This window comes from Microbacterium sp. AB, from assembly GCF_032878875.1.
Classification (GTDB): domain Bacteria; phylum Actinomycetota; class Actinomycetes; order Actinomycetales; family Microbacteriaceae; genus Microbacterium; species Microbacterium betulae.
Genome location: NZ_CP118157.1, coordinates 3265316 through 3282004 on the forward strand (window position 1 = coordinate 3265316; position 16689 = coordinate 3282004).

15 protein-coding genes are annotated in these 16689 nt (G+C 71.1%); 9 read left to right on the forward strand and 6 right to left on the reverse strand.

Annotated features, from left to right (window positions below):
• Positions 1–2 precede the first annotated feature (2 nt).
• The 3 genes from N8K70_RS15440 to N8K70_RS15450 all read right to left on the reverse strand — a co-directional run bounded on the left by N8K70_RS15440 (position 3) and on the right by N8K70_RS15450 (position 3175).
• Positions 3–746: an SDR family oxidoreductase gene (locus tag N8K70_RS15440; RefSeq protein ID WP_317139239.1), complete on the reverse strand. Its 744-nt coding sequence runs from the start codon at positions 744–746 to the stop codon at positions 3–5.
• Positions 747–877: 131 nt separating this feature from the next.
• A complete protein-coding gene (locus N8K70_RS15445) occupies positions 878–2392 on the reverse strand; it encodes a nucleobase:cation symporter-2 family protein (protein ID WP_317139240.1) in 1515 nt (504 codons plus the stop codon).
• A gap of 252 nt (positions 2393–2644) precedes the next feature.
• A complete protein-coding gene (locus tag N8K70_RS15450; protein WP_317139241.1) occupies positions 2645–3175 on the reverse strand; it encodes an adenine phosphoribosyltransferase in 531 nt (176 codons plus the stop codon).
• An 83-nt stretch (positions 3176–3258) separates the two neighbouring features.
• Here N8K70_RS15450 and N8K70_RS15455 point away from each other — a divergent pair, with 83 nt between their 5' ends.
• The 4 genes from N8K70_RS15455 to N8K70_RS15470 all read left to right on the forward strand — a co-directional run bounded on the left by N8K70_RS15455 (position 3259) and on the right by N8K70_RS15470 (position 5318).
• On the forward strand, positions 3259–3390 hold the full coding sequence (locus N8K70_RS15455; RefSeq protein WP_317139242.1) for an LPXTG cell wall anchor domain-containing protein: 132 nt from the start codon (positions 3259–3261) through the stop codon (positions 3388–3390).
• A 45-nt stretch (positions 3391–3435) separates the two neighbouring features.
• Complete coding sequence (locus N8K70_RS15460; protein WP_317139243.1) at positions 3436–4014, forward strand: hypothetical protein; 579 nt, start codon at positions 3436–3438, stop codon at positions 4012–4014.
• Positions 4014–4937, forward strand: coding sequence for an endo alpha-1,4 polygalactosaminidase (locus N8K70_RS15465; protein ID WP_317139244.1), 924 nt, complete (start codon positions 4014–4016; stop codon positions 4935–4937). Before N8K70_RS15460 ends, N8K70_RS15465 begins: the two co-directional genes overlap by 1 nt.
• Before the next feature lie 114 nt (positions 4938–5051).
• On the forward strand, positions 5052–5318 hold the full coding sequence (locus N8K70_RS15470; protein ID WP_317139245.1) for a GlsB/YeaQ/YmgE family stress response membrane protein: 267 nt from the start codon (positions 5052–5054) through the stop codon (positions 5316–5318).
• Positions 5319–5399: 81 nt separating this feature from the next.
• On the opposite strand, the gene N8K70_RS15475 is transcribed toward N8K70_RS15470, so the two are convergent.
• Entirely contained in the window at positions 5400–6596 is a 1197-nt protein-coding gene (locus N8K70_RS15475) for an ROK family protein (RefSeq protein WP_317139246.1), read from the reverse strand.
• Positions 6597–6719: 123 nt separating this feature from the next.
• On the opposite strand from N8K70_RS15475, the gene N8K70_RS15480 reads away from it, so the two are divergent.
• The 5 genes from N8K70_RS15480 (at position 6720) to N8K70_RS15500 (ending at position 12340) form a co-directional block, all read left to right on the forward strand.
• Positions 6720–8021, forward strand: a complete 1302-nt coding sequence (locus N8K70_RS15480; RefSeq protein ID WP_317139247.1) for an ABC transporter substrate-binding protein — start codon at positions 6720–6722, stop codon at positions 8019–8021.
• On the forward strand, positions 8018–8929 hold the full coding sequence (locus tag N8K70_RS15485) for a carbohydrate ABC transporter permease (RefSeq protein WP_317139248.1): 912 nt from the start codon (positions 8018–8020) through the stop codon (positions 8927–8929). Before N8K70_RS15480 ends, N8K70_RS15485 begins: the two co-directional genes overlap by 4 nt.
• Positions 8929–9828 carry a carbohydrate ABC transporter permease gene (locus N8K70_RS15490; RefSeq protein WP_394357786.1) on the forward strand — a complete coding sequence of 300 codons (900 nt, stop codon included), beginning with the start codon at positions 8929–8931 and terminating at the stop codon, positions 9826–9828. The genes N8K70_RS15485 and N8K70_RS15490 overlap by 1 nt, the downstream gene beginning before the upstream one ends.
• 77 nt (positions 9829–9905) lie before the next feature.
• Positions 9906–11582: a glycoside hydrolase family 13 protein gene (locus N8K70_RS15495; RefSeq protein WP_317139249.1), complete on the forward strand. Its 1677-nt coding sequence runs from the start codon at positions 9906–9908 to the stop codon at positions 11580–11582.
• Between the two features lie 119 nt (positions 11583–11701).
• On the forward strand, positions 11702–12340 hold the full coding sequence (locus tag N8K70_RS15500) for a TIGR00645 family protein (RefSeq protein ID WP_317139250.1): 639 nt from the start codon (positions 11702–11704) through the stop codon (positions 12338–12340).
• An 18-nt stretch (positions 12341–12358) separates the two neighbouring features.
• On the opposite strand, the gene glgB is transcribed toward N8K70_RS15500, so the two are convergent.
• Both glgB and N8K70_RS15510 read right to left on the reverse strand, forming a co-directional pair.
• Positions 12359–14566, reverse strand: a complete 2208-nt coding sequence (gene glgB / locus N8K70_RS15505) for a 1,4-alpha-glucan branching protein GlgB (protein WP_394357787.1) — start codon at positions 14564–14566, stop codon at positions 12359–12361.
• Positions 14563–16581 carry an alpha-1,4-glucan--maltose-1-phosphate maltosyltransferase gene (locus N8K70_RS15510; RefSeq protein WP_317139251.1) on the reverse strand — a complete coding sequence of 673 codons (2019 nt, stop codon included), beginning with the start codon at positions 16579–16581 and terminating at the stop codon, positions 14563–14565. The genes glgB and N8K70_RS15510 overlap by 4 nt, the downstream gene beginning before the upstream one ends.
• Positions 16582–16689 lie beyond the last annotated feature (108 nt).

Consider the following 16689-nt stretch of genomic DNA (forward strand, 5'->3'; position numbering starts at 1 on the left):
GTTCAGTCGTCGGCGCTCGCGACGCCGGCCGTCTCGCCGCCGTCGGCGATGAACTCGGCGCCGGTCGAGAACGACGACTCGTCGCTCGCGAGGAACAGCACGAGGTTCGACAGCTCACCCGCCTCGCCCATTCGGCGCAGCGCGACATGGCTCTGGTCCACGTCGAGGCCGTCGGTCATGGGCGTGCGGATGTTGCCGGGGTGCACCGAGTTGACGCGGATGTTGTACCGCCCGAGGTCCAGGGCGGCGTTCTTCGAGAGGCCGCGCACGCCGAACTTCGCCGCGGTGTAGCCGGGGATCGCCGCGACGCCGTGGATGCCCGCGGTCGACGAGATGTTGACGATCGAGCCCCTGCCCGACTCCTTGAGCGCGGGGATCGCGGCCTTGATGCCGTAGAAGGTGCCCGTGAGGTTGATGTCGATGACGCGATGCCAGGCCTCGAGCGTGTACTCCTCGATCGGCGCGAAGTTCGCGATGCCGGCGTTGTTGACGAGGACGTCGAGGCGGCCGAGCTCCGCGACGGCGGTGGCCACGGCGGCCTCCCACTCGTCGTACTTCGTGACGTCGAGGTGCACGTAGCGCGCGTTCTCCGCGCCCAGCTCGGCCGCGAGCGCCTCGCCCTCCGCGTCGAGCAGGTCGCCGATGACGACCTTCGCGCCCTCCTGCACGAGCAGGCGTGCGTGCGACGCGCCCATCCCCCGCGCCGCTCCGCTGATGAGTGCGACCTTGCCGCTGACACGTCCCATGTGGACTCCTTCTCGGATCTCGGCGGCGTCGGACCCGACGTCACCTACATATGTAGATGATGTTACTCCGGCCCGATGCCGTCCGGGCCGGAGGGATCGGGCACGCGGCGAGGCGATGATGCCGCGTCACGTCAGTGCTCCTCGTCGCGCTCGGGCACGACGACGTGGGCCTCGACGGGGTTTCCGTCCTTGTCGACGGCCGCCAGCTCGGTGCCGTCGTCGTCGAGGAACTGCACGGGGATGAGACCCGTGCCGACGGAGTCCGGATGGATGAGCGCCACCGCGGCCGTCGAGCGCATGCCGTCGTAGCTGCCCACGACGGGGTCCTCGCCGTACTTCCGCTTCGCGCCCCGAGAGTTCAGCAGCAGGTTGAGCAGGATGGCCGTGATGGCGCCGGCCGAGATGCCGGAGTCGAAGATGAGCGTGAACCAGTCGGGGAAGCGCGCGTAGATCTCGGGGCTCACCGTGGGCAGCAGTGCGACGCCCACCGACAGCGCGACGACGAGGATGTTGCGGTTGTCGAACCTCACCTTCGAGAGCGTGCGGATGCCGCTGGCCGCGACCATCCCGAACAGCGCGATGCCCGCGCCTCCCAGGACCGCGCGCGGCACGCCCTCGACGATCGCGGAGACCTTCGGCAGCAGGCCGAGGACGACGAGGATGGCGCCCGCCATGGTCGCGACGTAGCGCGAGCGCACGCCCGTGAGGGACACGAGGCCGACGTTCTGCGCGAAGGCGGTGTACGGGAACGTGTTGAAGACGCCCCCGACGACGGTGCCGAGGCCGTCGGCGCGCAGGCCGTCGGCGAGCTGCCTCCGCGTGACGGGCTTCCCGACGATCTCCCCGACGGCGATCATGTCGCCCGTCGTCTCGGTCATGATGACGATGCCGACGATGAGCATCGACAGCACCGATGCGAGCTCGAACGTCGGCAGGCCGAAGTGGAACGGCGTGACGACGCCGAGCCACGCCGCGTCGGCGACGCCCGACCAGTCCACCATCCCCGGCACGAAGAGGGCGGCGACCGTGCCGATGACGAGCCCCAGCAGCACGGAGACGCGCGCGAGCGCGGGCGGCGCGAACCTCTCGACGAGCACGATGAACACCAGCGTGCCCGCGGCGAAGGCGACGTTCACGGGATCGGCGGCGCCGTCTTCGGCGTTGTTCACGACCCACCCCGCCGCGACGTCCATGAGCGACAGGCCGATGACGAGGATGACCGTGCCCGTGACGAGCGGCGGGAAGAAGCGCAGCAGCTGCGAGAAGAACGGCGCCACGAGGATCATGAACAGGCCGCACGCGATCGTGGCGCCGTAGATGGCCGTGATGCCGTGCTGCGTGCCGATCGCGATCATCGGCCCGACGGCGGCGAAGGTCACGCCCTGCATGAGCGGCAGCCGCACCCCGAAGCGCCAGAACCCGATCGACTGCACGAGGGTCGCGAGCCCCGCGACGAAGAGGTCGGCGCTGATGAGATAGGCCAGCTCCGCCGAGCTCAGCCCGAGCGCGCCGCCGACGATGAGCGGGACGGCGACCGCCCCCGCGTACATCGCGAGCACGTGCTGCAGCCCCAGCGGGAAGAGCCGTGCGAGCGGGGGGATGGAATCGACGGTGTTCGCGTCGCGCGTGCGGGTCGCCGTGGACATGGGTGCTCCTCGATGGTGCTCTGAGCCGGACCGGGGGTCGGATGGGAGCACGCTACCGATGGCGTGTTGCCCCCGCGTTTCGCGTGCGCGTCGGCATGGCGTGCGCCCGCGGCGGGTACCGTGACGCCCGAACGCCGGAGATCCCGCGAACGCCGGATCGAGGAAGCGGAGACCATCCGGCGTTCGCGGGATGTCCGGGCCTCGGGGACGATCCGGGGCCGGATGCCCGCACAGCCGCGGGCCCGCAGGGCGTCAGCCGTTCTCGCGGGCGGCGAAGAGCGCGTGGACGTCGTCGCCCGCGTGCGCACGTCCGCCGAGGTCGACGAGCTCGAGCACGACGGCCGACCCGGCGACCTCGGCGCCGAGATCGCGGACGAGCCGCTGCGCGGCGGCGAGCGTGCCGCCCGTCGCGAGCACGTCGTCGAGCAGGAGGACGCGCTCCCCGGGGCGCAGCACGCCGGGCGCCTCGATCGTCGCGGAGCCGTATTCGAGCGCGTACGAGACCGCGGCGGCGGGCTTCGGGAGCTTTCCCGCCTTGCGGATGGGGAGGATCCCGACGCCCGCGATGGCGGCGACGTACCCCGCGAGGAGGAAGCCGCGCGCCTCGATCCCGCCGACGATGTCGAAGCCGCCGCGGAACGGCTCGATGAGCGCCTCGCTCACGGCGCGCACCGCGTCGCCGTCCGCGAGCAGCGGCGAGACGTCGCGGAACAGCACTCCGGGCTCGGGGTAGTCGGGGGTGAGGTCGATGAGCGATTCGGCACGGGCGAGGGCGTCGGTCACCCGCCCAGGCTACCGGCGTCGTCTGAGCGGATCGCACCGCGGGTGGTCGCGCCCGGACGCCGCACACGGCAGACTGGGGCCTCATGACCATGCTCCTCTCCGGCTCGGCCGCGCTCGCGAACACCGGCACGGACCTCGTCCCCTGGATCGTCGGCGGCGCGGTCCTGCTCGTGATCGCCGGCGCCGCCCTGCTCCTCCTGCGCCGGAGGCAGTAGCCCCGCTCACAGGCCCCACGCCGATCGAAGGCCTACGCTGGACCCATGACGCGCCTGCTCGCCGATGCCGACGCCGCCCGCTGGGTCCCCGTGACCGGGCGGGGCCTCCGGGGAGGCCGCCATCGCAAGGCCGCCATCCACATGCTGCTCGGCAGCGCCGGCCTGGTGCAGGGCGCTCCCGGATCGGGACTCCTCGCCTGGATCGCGAATCGCGCCGCGCGCGCCATGATGCGCCACTCGGACGGCCGCATCCTCGCCTGGGTCTGGAAGGACGACCCCGAGCTCGTCGTCGTGATCGCGCAGGCGCAGGCGCTCACCTCCGAGCTGCGCGCCGCGCGCGCGTCGATGCCGATGGAGTACGACGACACCGAGAGCTTCCCCTCGCCGTTCCTCGGGGTCGGCGAGAAGCTCGTCGTCGACCTGCCGCAGGGCGAGCGCTCCCTCCTCACCGCGTCCTACACGTGGGACACGGGCTCGCAGCTCGTGTCCCTGCAGGCGGCGTCGCCCGACCGCGAGCGCTTCGGCACGCTCCTCCCGGCGGTCGACGACCTCGCCCGCAGCCTCCGGCTCTCCGACGACCTCGAGGTCGGCGAGTCGAACGTCCTGCGCCTCCCTCCGGCCTGATGCGCCGTCTCCCGGCCACGGCCGCGCTCCTCGCGAGCGCGGCGGTCCTGTCCGCGTGCGCAGCGGGAACCGCCCAGGACGGTGGGAGCGCGGATGCCGGCGGCCCCGGCACCACGGCGGCCGCCATCGCCCTCCCGCCCACCGGCGGCGTCTTCGACTATCAGCTGGGCGGGGCGTACGAGCCGGCCGGCGACGTGACGATCGTGGCACGCGACAGAACGGACGACCCCGCTCCCGGCGTCTACGGCATCTGCTACGTCAACCTCTTCCAGACCCAGCCCGACGCCGACGACGGCCCCGACCCGGCAGCGTCCGGGACGACGGCGTGGTGGGAGGCCGAGCACCCCGGGCTGCTCCTGCGCGACGCGTCCGGAGCGCTCGTCGTGGACGCGGACTGGGACGAGGCGCTCTTCGACATCCGCACGGCCGAGAACCGCGAGGCGCTGCTTGCGATCCAGGGGGAATGGATCGAGGGGTGCGCCGAGGCCGGCTTCGACGCCGTCGAGCCGGACAACCTCGATCAGCACGAGCGCTCGGACGGACTGCAGACGCTCGACGACACCACCGCGTACATGCGTCTCGTGATCCCGATCGCGCACGACCTCGGCCTCGCCGTCGCGCAGAAGAACACGGCCGGCCTGGGCGACGACGGCCCGACGCTCGTCTCCTCCGATCCCGCGGAGGGCTTCGACTTCGCCGTCGCGGAGGAGTGCGAGCTCTACGACGAGTGCGATGCCTATCCCTACCCCGGGGTCGTCCTCGAGGTGGAGTACAGCGACACCGGCGACGTCACCCGCGACGGCCGGACGCAGAGCGCGTTCGCGTGGGCGTGCGAGCGCCGGGCGGGGGAGCATCCGATCACCCTCCGCGACCGGGACGTCGTGACCCCCGACGACCCGGCCTACGTGTTCGAGCACTGCTGACCGGCCGTATCGCCGCATCCGGTCTGCTGTCAACCCCTCTCGGTGAACCCACCGGAGGCTCTAGCGTGGAGGTCAGCGGCGCACATCCGCGCGCCGCTTGAGAAAGGAGCATCCATGGGCTTCATCGCATTCCTCGTCCTCGGCCTCATCGCCGGAGCCATCGCGAAGGCCATCCTCCCCGGGAACCAGGGCGGCGGCTGGATCGCGACCCTCATCCTCGGCGTCGTCGGAGCTCTGCTCGGCGGATGGATCGGCACGGCGCTGTTCGGCGTCGGTGTGGATCAGTTCTGGGACCTCGGCAGCTGGCTCCTCGCCATCGGCGGGGCAATCATCGTCCTGCTCATCTGGGGGCTCATCACGGGACGTCGCAAGACGCAGTGAGCAGGCGCCCTTATCGGGGAAGGGCAAAAAAGATGGCCGGCGCATCGGGGGATGCGCCGGCCATCGTCGTCTGAGGCGCCGTCACGAGGCGTGGCGCGGCGTGAACGCCAGCGGCTCCTCGCGCACACGGCTCAGGGCGAGCTCCACGGCCCCCAGGACGACGACGTCGCGGCCCAGCGTGCTGGCCACCACGTCGGGGACCGGCGGGGAGAAGTCGTCACGGAGCGCCGCCCGCGCATGAGCGAGCACGGGATCGACGGCGTCCGCGATGGCGCCGGCGATCACGACCTTGTCCACGTCGAGAAGACTCGAGAGCACGGCGGCGACCCGTGAGATCCGCGCGCCGAGTCGCGCGATGATGTCGAGGGCGAGCGCATCGCCGTCGGCCGCCGCGGCGAACACCCGCTCGGCGTCGATCTCGTCCGGAGCGAGCGCCGCGAGAGCCGACGGGCTGCCCTCTTCGACGGCGGCGCGCGCCCAGAGGCGGGCGAGCGCGCCGATGCCGGCGGGCGATCCCGCCCCCTCGACGATGTCGAGGAAGCGCATCTCCCCCGCGCCCCCGCGAGCGCCGCGCAGCAGGCGGCCGTCGAGGATGACCCCGGCTCCGAGCCTCTCGCCGGACAGCACCGTCGCGACGTCGCTGTCGCCCGGATCGTGCGCGTGCGCCTTCTCGGCGACAGCCGCGAGGTTCGCGTCGTTCTCGACGACGACCGCGCCGCCGAGGACGCCGGGGAACCCCGGGTTCATCGTCGCCCAGAAGTCGTTCGTGCCCCGCGGCGAGCGCCCGTCCGCGTCGACCGGGGCGGGCACGCCGACGACCGTGAGCAGGATGTCGTCGCGCCCCCTTCCGGCGGCGGCCACGGCGCTCTCGACGAGAGCCGAGGCCGCAGCGAGCCGGTCGGCGCCCCCCGCGGACGGCGCGTCGAGCTCCGTGCTCCGCTCCGCCAGGGAGTGCCCGCGCAGATCGGCGACGACGGCGGTGTAGCGATGCTCGCCGGCGTCGAGCCCCACGACGATGCCCGCCCCGTCGCGAAGGCGGTACCGGCGCGCGGGGCGGCCCTTGCTCGTCAGCCCCGCCGCACGGCTGTCCTCGAGCTCCTCGAGCCAGCCCGCCGCGACGAGGTCGTCGCAGACCCCCAGCACGGTCGATCGGGTGAGGGCGGTCTCGGCCATCGCCTCGGCCGCGGTGAACTCCGCGACCCGGAGCGCGAAGCGGAGGACGGCGCCGGAGTTCATCCTGCGCAGCATCTGCGGTGAGCTCGCCGTCGTCTCGTGCACACCTTGACGATAGCGCTTGACCCCGCCCGCGCTCGATGAGAGAGTACTCTCGTCGAACTAAATCGAGCCCTTAGATTTACTTTTCGGATCTAACGACGGACCGTATCGGCAGGAAGGACGACGATGTCTGAGCACCCCAGACGCGCTGTGCGCGCGATGGCCGGAGCGATGGGCCTGGCGTTGACAGCCGGCCTGCTCGCCGGCTGCAGCGCGGATTCGGGTCCCGAGACCGTCCACTTCACCTTCAGCAAGCGCGAGGCGATCGGCTTCATGACCCAGGTGGTCGACGACTTCAACGCGTCCCAGGATGAGGTCGAGGTCGAGATGGACACATCGGGTATCGATGCCATCGCCGCGAGCTTCGTGCGCGGCAACCCGCCCGACCTCATGCTCGCGAACTACAACCACGAGGTCTCGCGCTTCGTGCAGCGCTGCGCGCTCGCCGATCTCTCCGGCACCGCCGCGGCGGCGACCATCCGTCCCGACATGCAGCCGCTGCTCGACCAGTTCGGCGTGTGCGCGGGGCGCACCACCGCCCTGCCCTACTCGGTCATGGCGGCCTCGGTGATCTACAACAAGGAGATCTTCGCCGAGCACGACCTCGAGGTGCCCGAGACGTGGAGCGAGCTGATCGAGGTCGCCGACACGCTCCAGGAGGCGGGCGTCGCGCCGTTCTACGCCACGTTCGCCGACGCGTGGACGGCCAACCAGGGCTGGTTCGACTACGCCGTCGGCGGCTCGCTCGACGTGCTCGCCTTCTACGACGCGCTCGCCGCGGAGGGGACCGGCGTCGGTCCCGACTCGGCCGTGTCGTTCCAGAAGGACTTCCTCGAGCCCGTCGAGAAGATGCAGCTGCTCGCGCGCGCCTACACCCAGTCCGATGCCGACAGCCGCACCTACGACTTCGGCAATGTCTCCTTCGCGCGCGGCGGGGGCGCGATGTACCTGCAGGGGCCGTGGGCCTTCGGCGAGATCGCGAAGACCGCACCCGACCTCGAGCTCGGCAGCTTCCCGCTGCCGATGACCGAGGATCCCGACGATCTCAGAGTCCGCGTCAACCTGGACCTCGTCACCATGATCCCCGAGGAGGCGACGAACAAGGACGGGGCCTTCGCGTTCCTCGAGCACCTCTTCCAGCCCGAGATCATCCAGGCGTACAACGACTCGCAGCTGGGCTACGTCCCGACGACGACCGGCGAGGACCCGAGCGATCCCCGGATCGCGGGGATGACCGACTACTACAACGCCGGGGCGGTCTACCAGGGGCCCGGCACCCTCAACCCCCGGGCCATCCCCACGGAGAACTACGCGCAGTCGCTGGCTCTCGGCTCCGACCCGGGCGCCGTCCTGCGCACCATGGACGCCGACTGGGCGAGGCTCGCGTTCCGCCAGCCGGCGGTGTCGACCGAGGAGACGACGGAATGACCACCACCACGACGATCGTGACCGGCGGCGACCAGCGCTCGACGCGCAGAACGCGCCGGATCGAGCCGATCTCCTACGTCTTCCTGCTGCCCGCGCTGATCCTGTTCACCCTGGCGATCACGGTCCCCGGCATCATCGGCATCCTCTTCAGCCTCACTGACTCGATCGGCATCGGCGACTGGGAGTTCATCGGCTTCACGAACTACGTCGCCGCCTTCAGCGACCCGGCCATCCTGACGAGCTTCCTGTTCACCTTCGGCTTCGCGCTCGTGACGGTCGTGGTGGTGAACGCGATCGCCCTCCTGCTCGCGGTCGGCCTGACCTCGCGCATCCGCTTCACCGTCGCGCTGCGCGCCGTGTTCGTCATCCCGATGGTCGTGTCGGGCATCATCATCGCGTACGTCTTCCAGTTCCTCTTCCAGAACTCGGTCCCCGCCTTCGGATCGGCGCTCGGCATCCCGTTCCTGGAGTCGAGCATCCTCGCCAACCCCGACCTCGCGTGGATCGGCATCGTCGTCGTGACCGCATGGCAGGCGATCCCCGGGACGCTGCTCATCTACATCGCCGGGCTCCTGTCCATCCCCGGCGAGGTGTACGAGGCCGCCGACATCGACGGGGCGTCGAAACGCCAGCAGCTCCTGCGGATCACGCTGCCGCTCGTGGCCGGCTACGTCGTCATCAACGTCATCCTGGGCTTCAAGAACTTCCTGAACGCCTACGACATCATCGTCGGCCTCACCAACGGCGGCCCCGGCACCGCGACCCGCAGCATCTCGATGACCATCATCCGCGGGTTCCAGACGGGCGACTACGCCTATCAGATGGCCACGGCGACGCTGTTCTTCATCGTCACCATCGTCATCGCCGTCCTGCAGCTCTCGGTGACGCGCGGAAGGAGCGCACTCTGATGTCCACGCGAACCGCCCCCACGGGCAGCACCCGGGCGATCGTCCTCGGCACAGCCCCGAAGCGCCCGCGGCACAAGATGGAGCGGGTGAACCGGTCGGGCACGGTCATCCTCCTCCTCTGCTCGGTCACGGTCCTGCTGCCGCTGTACGCGACGATCTCGATGGCCTTCAAGACGGGCGAGCAGGCGGTCGACGGCAACGCCTTCTCGCTGCCGATGCCCTTCAGCGTCCAGGGGTTCGTCGACGCCTGGACGCTGACACGGTTCCCCGTGGGGTTCGCGATGTCGCTGTTGGTGACCGCGGGAACCGTCATCGCGACGATCGTCCTGGCGGCCTTCGCCTCCTACGCAATCGTCCGCAACTGGGACCGGCGCCTGTTCCGCTGGTCGTTCTTCTACCTGCTCGGCGCGATGTTCATCCCCTTCCCCGTCGTCGCACTGCCGCAGATCCAGCTCACGGGACGGCTGGGCCTCGACAACCCGCTCGGCGTCATCCTGCTCGCGACGATGTTCCAGCTGAGCTTCAGCGTGCTGCTGTTCACGGCGTTCCTGCGCTCCATCCCGCTGGAGCTCGAGGAGAGCGCGCGCATCGACGGCGCCTCGACGTGGCAGACCTTCTGGCAGCTCATCTTCCCGCTGCTCGCCCCGATGAGCGCCACGGTCGGCATCTTCGCCTTCCTCTACGCGTGGAACGACTTCATGATGCCCTCGCTCATCATCTCCGATCCGGCGCTGCAGACCCTGCCCGTGCGGCAGAAGCTGTTCCAGGACCAGTTCAGCAGCGACTACAACGTCGCGTTCGCCTCCTACCTCATGGCGATGGCGCCGGCGATCGTGGCGTACCTCTTCACGCAGCGCTGGGTCATGGAGGGCGTCACACAGGGCGCCGTCAAGGGGTGAGACGCCGCCGGTCGTGGCACTCTTGTGCCCAGCGCCCGACATCCCGCGAGAACCGACAACAGTAAGGAAGAACAGTCGTGACGACTCTCCCCCACGCCGCAGACGCCCTCATCGCCGGCGACGCCGACTGGTGGCGCCAGGCGGCCGTCTACCAGATCTACCCGCGCTCGTTCGCCGACGCGAACGGAGACGGCATCGGCGACCTGCGCGGCATCATCTCGCGCGTGCCGTACCTCCGCGAGCTCGGCGTCGACGCCGTGTGGCTGAGCCCGTTCTACCCCTCCGCGCTCGCGGACGGCGGGTACGACGTCGACGACTACCGCGACGTCGACCCCCGCATCGGCACGCTGGAGGAGTTCGACGAGATGGTGCGCGAGCTGCATGCCGCGGGGATCCGCCTCATCGTCGACCTCGTGCCGAACCACACCTCCGACCGCCACGAGTGGTTCCGGCAGGCGCTCGCGGCGGGGCCCGGCAGCCGGGAGCGCGCACGCTACATCTTCCGCGACGGCAAGGGGGAGGACGGCGAGCTGCCGCCCGCCGACTGGGAGAGCATCTTCGGCGGCCCGTCGTGGACCCGCGTTCCCGACGGGCAGTGGTACCTGCACCTCTTCGCGAAGGAGCAGCCCGACCTCGACTGGAACGACGAGGAGGTGCGCGAGGACTTCCGCACGACCCTGCGCTTCTGGTCGGACCGCGGCGTCGACGGGTTCCGCGTGGACGTCGCCCACGGCCTCGCGAAGAGCCTCGCCGACGAGCTGCCGACGAAGGCCGAGATGGACGCCATCACCGAGCCCGGCGCCCATCCCCTCTGGGACCGCGACGAGGTGCACGACATCTACGCCGACTGGCGCCGGGTGTTCGACGAGTACGACCCGCCGCGCATCGCGATCGCCGAGGCGTGGGTCGACACGCCCCGCCGCCCCCGCTACGCCAGCGCGGAGGGCCTCGGCCAGGCGTTCAACTTCGACCTGCTGCAGGCGGACTTCGACGCGGAGAGGTTCCGCGCGATCGTCGCCGAGAACCTCGAGCTGTCGGCGGCGTCGGGATCGTCGACGACGTGGGTGTTCTCGAATCACGACGTCGTGCGGCACGCCACGCGCTACGGGCTCCCGGCACAGCCGTCCGGCGCCGCCGGGATGATGCAGACGCCCAGCAAGGCGTGGCTCCTCGCCGGCGCTCCGGAGTCGGAGCTCGATCGCGCCCGGGGCGAGAGACGCGCCCGCGCGGCGACGCTGTTCGAGCTGGCGCTGCCGGGCTCGGCGTACCTCTACCAGGGGGAGGAGCTGGGTCTGCACGAGGTCGGCGACATCCCCGACGAGGCGCGCCAGGACCCGACGTTCTTCCGCAACCCCGGCGTCGACAAGGGCCGGGACGGATGCCGCGTCCCGCTGCCCTGGAAGACGGACGGCCCGTCGTTCGGCTTCGGCGACGGCCCGGCCCATCTGCCGCAGCCGGAGTGGTTCGGCCCGGCATCCGTCGAGGCGCAGGAGGACGACCCGTCCTCGACGCTCTCGCTCTACCGAGAGGCGCTGCGCCTGCGGCGGGAGCTGCAGACGGCTGAGAGCCTCGAGTGGATCGACGAGCTGTCGGCCGGCGACGTGCTGGCGTTCGCCCGACCGGGCGGATGGGTGAACGTCACGAACTTCGGCGAGGAGCCCGTGGAGCTCCCCGCCGGAGAGGTGCTGCTCGCGAGCGCCGCGCTCGATGGCGGCCTGCTGCCCGGCGCGACGACCGTCTGGCTGCGTCGCTGAGCCCGCGGGGTGCACGCCCGGCCGGCGTGCACCCCCGGCGGGTCGTCGCGGCTCTCGGCGCCGAGCTGGCTCAGAGGAACGCGCCCCTATGATCGGTCCCCTCCCCGAGAAAGGCCACCGTGACCGCGCAGACCGACCCGTCCGACATCCCCGCATCGCCACGACGACGTCCCGGCGCATCCGGAGCGCTCGGCTACTTCATCTTCGCCAGCCGCTGGCTGCAGGCCCCGCTCTACGTCGGCCTCATCGTCGCGCAGCTCGTCTACGTGATCGTCTTCATGATCGACCTGTGGCACCTCATCGAGACGGTGTTCCACGACATCACGCAGCTCAACGAGGCGACGATCATGCTCGCCGTCCTCGGCCTCATCGACGTCGTCATGATCGCGAACCTGCTCATCATGGTCATCATGGGCGGCTACGAGATCTTCGTCTCCCGGCTGCGGGTCAACGACCATCCCGACCAGCCCGACTGGCTCAACCACGTCAACGCGAACGTCCTCAAGGTCAAGCTCGCGATCTCGATCATCAGCATCTCGTCCATCCACCTGCTGCGCACGTTCATCGAGGTGGGCGACATCGGCTCCAGCGCGGACGAGTCCGTGACGGGAGAGACGTACACGACCGAGGGCGTCTTCTGGCAGGTGGTCATCCACCTCGCCTTCATCCTCTCGGCCCTCGCTCTGGCGTGGATCGACAAGCTCTCGACCCGCTACCCGTCGGTCGAGCCGTCGGAGCTGCCCGCGACCGTGCGCTGAGGTCCCGGCGCCCGCCCCTCAGCCTCGCCGGAACCACACCGTCGCGAGAGGCGGCAGCACGACGTCGGCGTGCGCGGGCCATCCGTCGTGCCCGCCCGTGACGGCCGTGACCGCGCCGAGGTTGCCGGCGCCCGAGCCCCCGTACGCCTCGGCGTCGGTGTTGAGGCACTCCTCCCAGGCGCCGTCGCCCGGGAGCCCCAGCCGATACCCGTGGTGGGGAACGGCCGAGAAGTTCGTCGCCGACACGAGCTCGTCCTCCCCGCTGCGGCGCAGGAACGCCGCCACGTTGCGCGGGGCGTCGGCCGCGATCCACGCGAACGACGCGGGGTCGTCGTCGGAGGCCCACAGCGCGCGGGACTCCCGATAGCGGGCGTTGACGTCGCGCACGGCGTCGCGCAGGCCGCGGTGCTCCGGATGCTCGAGAAGCCACCAGTCGAGCTCCCGCGACTCGGCCCACTCGGCCTCCTGCCCGAGCTCGTCGCCCATGAAGACCATCTGCTTGCCCGGATGCGCCCACATGAACGCGTAGTACGCGCGCAGGTTCGCGAGCTGCTGCCACCGGTCTCCCGGCATCTTGCGCAGGAGCGACCCCTTGCCGTGCACGACCTCGTCGTGCGAGAGGGGCAGGACGTAGTTCTCGCTCCACGCATAGGTGAAGGAGAACGTCAGCTCGTGATGGTGGAACGAACGGTGCACGGGCTCGCGGCGCAGATACTGCAGGCTGTCGTGCATCCATCCCATGTTCCACTTGAACCCGAACCCGAGCCCGCCCGCGCTCGTCGGCTGCGTGACACCCGGCCAGGTCGTCGACTCCTCCGCGATCATGGCGATGCCCGGGACGCGACGGTACGCCGTGGCGTTGAGCTCCTGCAGGAACTGCACGGCCTCGAGGTTCTCGCGCCCGCCGTGGACGTTCGGTGTCCACTCCCCCTCCTCACGCGCGTAGTCGAGGTACAGCATGGAGGCCACGCCGTCCACGCGCAGGCCGTCGGCGTGGAACTCCTCGAGCCAGTACAGGGCGTTGGCGTAGAGGAAGTTCCGCACCTCGGGGCGGCCGAAGTCGAAGATGTGCGAGCCCCACTCGGTGTGCCACCCGCGCTGGGGGTTCGGGTCCTCGTAGAGGGGCGCGCCGTCGAAGCGGGCGAGCGCCCACTCGTCGGTCGCGAAGTGGCCGGGGACCCAGTCGAGGATGACACCGACGCCCGCCCGGTGCAGGCGGTCGATCAGCAGGCGGAGGCCGTCCGGGTCGCCGAACCGGCTGTCGGGCGCGTAGTAGCCCGTGACGTGATAGCCCCACGAGCCGCCGAACGGATGCTGCATGACGGGCATGAGCTCCACGTGCGTGAACCCGAGGTCGACGAGGTACGGCACGAGCTCGTCGGCGAGCTGCGCATAGGAGCGGTCGCGCCGCCAGGAGGCCAGGTGCAGCTCGTAGACCGACATCGGCTCGGAGATCGGGGCGCGGGCGGCCCGATCGGCCATCCACTCCCCGTCGCCCCACTCGTACGCGGACTCGAACACGCGCGAGGCCGTCTGCGGCGGCCGCTCCGCCCAGGACGCGAGCGGGTCGGCCTTCTCCCGCCAGACGCCGTCGGCGCCGAGGATCACGTACTTGTACGTCGCACCGCCTCCCACGTCGGGGACGAACAGCTCCCACACGCCCGACGAGCCGAGCTGCCGCATCGGGTGCTCGCGGCCGTCCCAGTCGTTGACGTCCGCCTTCAGCCTCACGGCACGAGCGCGCGGCGCCCACACGGCGAAGGCCGTGCCCGTCACGTCGGGCGCCACGCCCAGCCCGTCGTAGCGGTGCACGTGCGCGCCGAGCACCGTCCACAGCCGTTCGTGGCGCCCCTCGCCGATGAGGTGCAGATCCCTCTCGCCGAGGGTCGGCAGGAACCGGTACGGGTCGTCGCGATGGAGCGTCTCGGATCCCTCGTACGCGATCTCGAGCCGGTAGGCGGGGACGTCGGCGACCGGCAGCACGCCGACCCAGACGCCCTCGTGCTCGTGTGCGAGCGCGGCCCTCGCCCAGCCGTCGGGTGCGCGCCGGGTCGGCGCCGGGAGCCGATAGCGCACCGTGACAGACCCCGCGAGCGGCTTGAGCACGCGCACCGTCACGGCGCCGTCGTGCGGATGGGGGCCGAGCACCGCGTGCGGGTCGCCGTGCTCGCCGCGGGCGAGCTGCGCGAGGATGGCGTGGTCGACGGGGAGGGCAGCGGCCGTCATGACGCTCCGATCGGCGAGGGACGCCCCGCCCGCGCGGCGGGCTCCCCGCGCGGGGTGCGGACGCTCAGGATGTGCGCGACCTCGTGCGCGGGGTCGAGGCGCACGTAGTCGTCGCGCCCCCAGGTCCAGTCGGCGCCCGTGAGCTCGTCGTGGACGACGAAGGACTCGGGCAGGCCCGCCGCCTCCAGGTCCAGGCGGACCATCGTCTCGCGGGCTCCGTGGGGGTCGAGGTTGAGCACGACGATGACGGTGTCGTCACCCGAGCTCTTCGAGAAGCAGAGGACGTGGTCGTCGTCGGTCGCGTGCACGACGAGGTTCCGGAGGAGCTGGAGCGCCCGATGCGCGCGACGCAGCGCGTTGAGGCGGGCGATATAGGGGGCGAGCGTGCGTCCGTCGCGCTCCGCGGCATCCCAGTCGCGGACGCGGAGCTGGTACTTCTCGCTGTCGAGGTACTCCTCGCTCCCCGGCTTCACGGCGACGTGCTCATACAGCTCGAACCCCGCGTACACGCCCCACGACGGCGAGCCCAGCGCCGCGAGCGTCGCACGGATGCGGAAGGCGGCCGGTCCGCCGTACTGCAGGAAGGCGTGCAGGATGTCGGGGGTATTGACGAAGAAGTTCGGGCGCAGCAGGTGGTCGGTCTCGCTCGACACCTCGCGCAGATACTCCTCGATCTCGCGCTTGCCCGTGCGCCACGTGAAGTACGTGTACGACTGATGGAAGCCGACCGCGCCGAGCGTGCGCATCATCGCGGGCCGCGTGAACGCCTCGGAGAGGAAGAGCACGTCGGGGTCGGAGCGCCGGACCTCGCCGAGCAGCCGCTCCCAGAACGCGACGGGCTTCGTGTGCGGGTTGTCGACGCGGAAGATCCGCACGCCGTGGCCCATCCACAGCCGGACGATGCGCAGCACCTCGGCGAAGACGCCCTCGGGATCGTGGTCGAAGTCGACGGGATAGATGTCCTGATACTTCTTCGGCGGGTTCTCGGCGTGGGCGATCGTGCCGTCCGCGCGCGTGGCGAAGAGCTCCGGATGCTCGGCGACCCACGGATGGTCGGGAGACGCCTGCAGCGCGAGGTCGAGGGCGATCTCGATGCCGAGCCGCCTCGCCGTGCGCACGAACGCGTCGAAGTCGGCGAACGTGCCGAGGTCCGGGTGGATGGCGTCGTGCCCGCCGTGCCGGGAGCCGATCGCCCACGGCGAGCCGGGGTCGTCGGGGCCGGGCGTCAGGGTGTTGTTCGCCCCCTTGCGGCCGATGTCCCCGATGGGATGGATCGGCGGCAGATAGAGCACGTCGAAGCCCATGTCGGCGACGGCGGGGAGGCGCTTCGCCGCGGTCGTGAACGTCCCGCTGCGGACCTTTCCCGTGCGCTTGTCGACCTCGGCCCCCTCCGAGCGCGGGAAGAACTCGTACCAGCTGCCGAAGAGCGCCCGCTCGCGGTCGGCGAAGAGCGGATGGGGGCCCTCGACGGTCAGCAGGTCGCGCAGCGGATGGGCGCGGAACAGCGCGCCGACCTCGTCGCTCGCGAGCACCGCCATCCGGGCCGCCGCGGGCCTGCTCTCGTCGGTCGCCGCGTCGAGGGCGGCACGAAGGGTCTCGCGCTCGTGGTCGGCGAGCCGCGTCGCGCTCGCCCGCTCGACCCGTTCGAGCAGCAGCCGCCCTTCGAGGAACATGAGGTCGACATCGACGCCCGCGGCGATCTTCGCGCTCGCCGCATGCCGCCACGTCGCGAGGGGGTCCGCCCAGGCCTGCACCTCGAACGTCCAGGCGCCCTCGGCGTCCGGCGTCGCCCAGGCCTCGTACCGGTCGGTCCCCGGCGCGATCTCGCGCATCCGCACGGGGGCGCGTCGTTCGCCGTCGGGCCCCGTGAGCACGACCTCGGCGCCCAGCCCGCCGTGTCCCTCCCGGAAGACCGTGGCGCGCACGGGAAGCGGCTCGCCCCGAGTCGCCTTCGCCGGCAGCTCCCCGCCGTGGATGAGCGGATGGACGTCGATCACGGGAATGCGTCCGACCATGGCACCACCTTGCCATCCCGGGGCGGGGCCCGACCATCCCCTCGTCCGTGCGTGTCGGAAGTGCCCCGGCGCCGGGGCGCGCGTCGGGCCGGCCGTCGGGCGCACGGC